Here is a 3917-nt window from a genome sequence, read left to right on the forward strand (position 1 = left end):
GCCCACGCGAATGCCGCATCGGCGCCGGCCACGACGGTCCTGCACGGCGGCACGGGCAGCGACACCGCGACGTTCGCCGGCGCCCGTGCCGATTTCGACGTCGAAACCCACAACGGCTACCTGGTGGTGAGCAGCAAGGCCGCGCCGGCGGCGAAGGCGCTGGTCGTCAACGTCGAGCAGCTGCAGTTCAGCGACGCCACCGTGAAGGTCGAGGACAGCGGCGCCATGGATACGCTGGCCAGCATCTACCAGACCGCGCTCGGGCGCCAGGCCGATATGTACGGCATCGAGTTCTGGGCCGACGCGCACCAGGCGGGCGTCAGCTGGGGCAGGATTGCGCTGGACATCATCCGTTCGCCCGAGTACACGGCCAGTCACGAGGCGTTCAACGGCAATGCCGAGCACGATGTCGGCATGCTCTACAAGGCCTTGTTCGACCGCGCTCCCGACGCGCCGGGCCTGGCCTTCTGGACCGAAGCGATGCGCAATGGCGTCAGCCTCGAGCATATCGCCACGGAGTTCGTGGAATCCGTCGAGATGATCGGCCACCAGCGCGCGGCCACCGACTGGGATTTCATCGTGTAAGCATTGCGCAAGCGATGAACAACGGGCGCCGCGTGGCGCCCGTTGTCATGTGCGGCGTACGGAATCGGCCGCGCCGCCCCGTGTGTCGTTACCGGCCCGCACCCGGACCGATGTTCTTGTCGAGGAAGGCCTCGACGCGGGTCCAGAAATCGACCGAATTCTTCGGCAGATGCCAGCCATGGCCTTCTTCCGGGTACTCGATCCACTCGACGTTCCTGTTGGTCTTCGTGAGGGCGTCGTAGAACTTCTGGCCGTGGTACAGCGGTACGCGGCGGTCGACGCCGCCGTAGGCCAGCAGCACGGGCTGCGTGATGCGGGCCGCCTGCTCGATCGGGGACGTGGCCTTCAGTTGCGTCGCATCCTTCACGCGGTCGCCGATCAGTTCCGGCATGCCATAGGTCTTCCACTGATCCGTGAAGTCGGACTCGCGGCTCCAGGCCCCCGTGTACATCAGGTTGATGTCGGTGACGCCGACCCAGTCCACGCCGCACTTGTACAAGTCCGGGTCGTTGACGAGGCCCATCAGCGTGGCATAGCCGCCGTAGCTGGCGCCGGCGATGCAGATGCGCTTCGGATCGGCATAACCCTGCGCGATGGCCCAGCGGGTGCCGTCGGCCACATCGTCCTGCATGGCGCGGCCCCATTGCTTCCAGCCTGCCTGGTAGTGGCGGAAGCCGTAGCCCGTGCTGCCGCGGTAGTCCGGCTCCAGCACGGCGTAGCCGCGCGAGGCGAGGAATTGCGAATCGGGGTCCCAGCCCCAGATCGCGCCGTGCACCCACGGTCCGCCGTGCACCAGCACGACCATGGGCAGGTGCTTGTTCGCGCCACGCGGCAGGGTCAGGAGGGCCGGGATCTCCAGGCCGTCGCGCGCCTTGTAGCGCACCATCTGCTGGCGGCCCATCCGCTTCGGATCGATGGCGGGGCGCGACGAACCGATGTCGTTGAGCTGGCCCGTCGCCGTGTTGTACAGCGTGTAGCGCATCGGGATCGCATCGGAATACGACGCCACCAGCACCCACGGCGAATCGGCGGCCGGCACCGTGATCAGGTTGACCGTGGCGGGCAGCAGCTTGTCGAGCTTGTCCTGCAGGGCCTTCATGCCGGGATCGAACCACTCCGTCGACCGGGCGTCGGTGGTGATGACCGCGCCCAGCAGCTTCGTGCGGCTCTTGACCAGGCTGCCGGTGAAGTCGTAGCCCCTCGTCACCAGCAGCGGCTCGGTGGCGAGTTTGCCGGCCTTGAGATCGTAGGCGTAGAGCGCCTCCGTGTCGTGGCCGTTGTGGGCGGAGACGTACAGCGTGCCGTCGGGCCCGAAGCCGACGGGGGAGAATGCCCCTTCGCTCGCGGTGTAGGCCGCGAACTGCGCCAGCGTGCGCCACTTGTCCTGGTCGGCGGGATCGCGGTAATAGACGGTCACCCGGCCATCCTTGACGGCCGTGGCGAGGCGGGGCTCGCCCTCGTGGTCGAGTACCCAGCCGGTCACCGGTCCCGGTCGGGGAATCGTCTGGGCAATGCCCGTGCGCGTGTTCAGGCGGACCAGGTCGGTGTAGAGGTGCTCATGTCCCATGTCCCAGATGGGGCGGGAGACATAGACCACGTCGTCCTTGCGCGGACGCTGGGGCATGAGGAACGTGTTCCACGGTTGCATCGGCACCTTGCCGATCATTTCCTGGCGCGACGCGGCGCCGGCATAGCGGTCGGCCAGCTGCACGAAATGCTGGCCGTCGCGGTCGACGGCGTACAGGCCGGGACCATGCCGCACGTCGCCTTCGCCGATATTCTTTTCGGTCAGGTCGAAGACCAGCCGCGTGCCGTTCACCCATGCGAAGTCGTCGACGTCGGCATCGTCGAACGCGGCGACCACCGTCGGCTTGCTGGTGGCAAGGTCGATCACGGCGAGATAGTCGTTGCGGTCAGGCGCGCCCGCGCGCACCGCCAGATAGCGTGCATCGGGCGACAGCGCGACGCGATGGATGGCGGCGTGCTGGAAAAAAGCGATGGCCGGCGGCGTGGTTTCAGCGGCCGGCGCCGCCCAGGCGGCACCGGCGAGCGAAGCGGAGAGAGCGAAAAGATACGGCAGGGTACGGCGCGGGAGCATGCAAAATCCTCAGTGAGAACATTGCATAAAGATAACATCTATTCCGGCGCCCGGATATGCGCCACGAGCCCGCCGCTCGCGCGTGGCGGCGCCCTGGTGACCAGGCTGACGACGACCAGCGCCAGCGCCCCCGCCGGCACGCCGAACACGCCCGCGGAGATGGGCGCGATGTGGAACCAGACCGCGTCGAGGCTCCCGCCCAGCATCGGATTCGTGTGCAGCATGTAGTAGATGCAAACGAGGAAGCCGGTCGCCATGCCCGCGATCGCGCCGGCGAAATTGGCCCGCTTCCAGAACACGCCCGCCACCAGCGCGGGGAACATGGTCGACCCCGCGAGCGAGAACGCGGCGCCGACGAGCGACAGGATGTCGGCCGGCTTTTGCGACGCGACGTACGCGGCGATGAACGCGACGGCCAGCAGCAGCAGCTTGGAGATCGTCACGCGCTTCTGCGTGGAGGCGCCCGGGTCGACGATCTTGAAGTAGATGTCGTGCGACAGCGCGTTCGAGATCGCGAGCAGCAGACCGTCCGCGGTGGACAGCGCCGCCGCGAGGCCGCCCGCGGCAACGAGGCCCGAGATCACGTATGGCAGCCCGCCGATCTCCGGCGTGGCCAGCGTGAGCACGTCGCCGTCGATCGCGATCTCGGCCAGTTGCACGATGCCGTCGCGGTTGACGTCGACGATGCTGATCAACGGATTCGTCTTGTCGACGTTGGCCCAGTACGAGACCCAGGTCGGCAGGGAATCGAAGTTCGTGCCGACGAGGGCCGTGTAGATGTCGTACTTGGCCAGCACGGCCAGCGCGGGCATCGTCAGGTAGATCAGCAGGATGAAGAACAGGGTCCAGAACACGGATACGCGCGTCTCGTGCACGGACGGCGTCGTGTAGGACCGCATCAGGATGTGCGGCAGCGCCGCGGTGCCGAACATCAGGCAGAACACGAGCGATAGAAAATTGTTGCGGCGGATGTCCGATTCTTCCCGCGTCTTGCCGGGGAACGGTTCCGCGTGCGGTTCCGGCGGCTGGGCGCGCGCCAGGTTGGCGGCGCGCAGTTCGGTCCACACGCGCGCGGCTTCGTCCGCCGTGCGCGGATAGTCGAGCAGCTCGCGTTCGGCGCTGCGCACTTCGGTCAGCGGCGCGTTGCGGCCGCGCGCCTTGTCCAGCCGGCGCTGCGCCGCGCTGTTGGCCGCGTGCCAGGAGTGGGGGGGGGGGGGGGGGGGGGGGGGGGGGG

At 67.7% G+C, this 3917-nt stretch carries 3 protein-coding genes; 1 reads left to right on the forward strand and 2 read right to left on the reverse strand.

Annotation, left to right across the window (positions count from 1 at the left end):
- The coding region (locus ACEN88_RS26205; protein ID WP_413344381.1) for a DUF4214 domain-containing protein at positions 1–585 on the forward strand (585 nt) is incomplete at its 5' end.
- Positions 586–673: 88 nt separating this feature from the next.
- Here ACEN88_RS26205 and ACEN88_RS26210 read toward each other — a convergent pair.
- Complete coding sequence (locus ACEN88_RS26210; protein WP_413344383.1) at positions 674–2683, reverse strand: alpha/beta hydrolase family protein; 2010 nt, start codon at positions 2681–2683, stop codon at positions 674–676.
- A gap of 38 nt (positions 2684–2721) precedes the next feature.
- The coding region (locus tag ACEN88_RS26215; protein ID WP_413344385.1) for a VC_2705 family sodium/solute symporter at positions 2722–3917 on the reverse strand (1196 nt) is incomplete at its 5' end.

The organism is Massilia sp. CT11-108, from assembly GCF_047302915.1.
Taxonomy (GTDB): Bacteria; Pseudomonadota; Gammaproteobacteria; order Burkholderiales; family Burkholderiaceae_D; genus Telluria; species Telluria orientalis.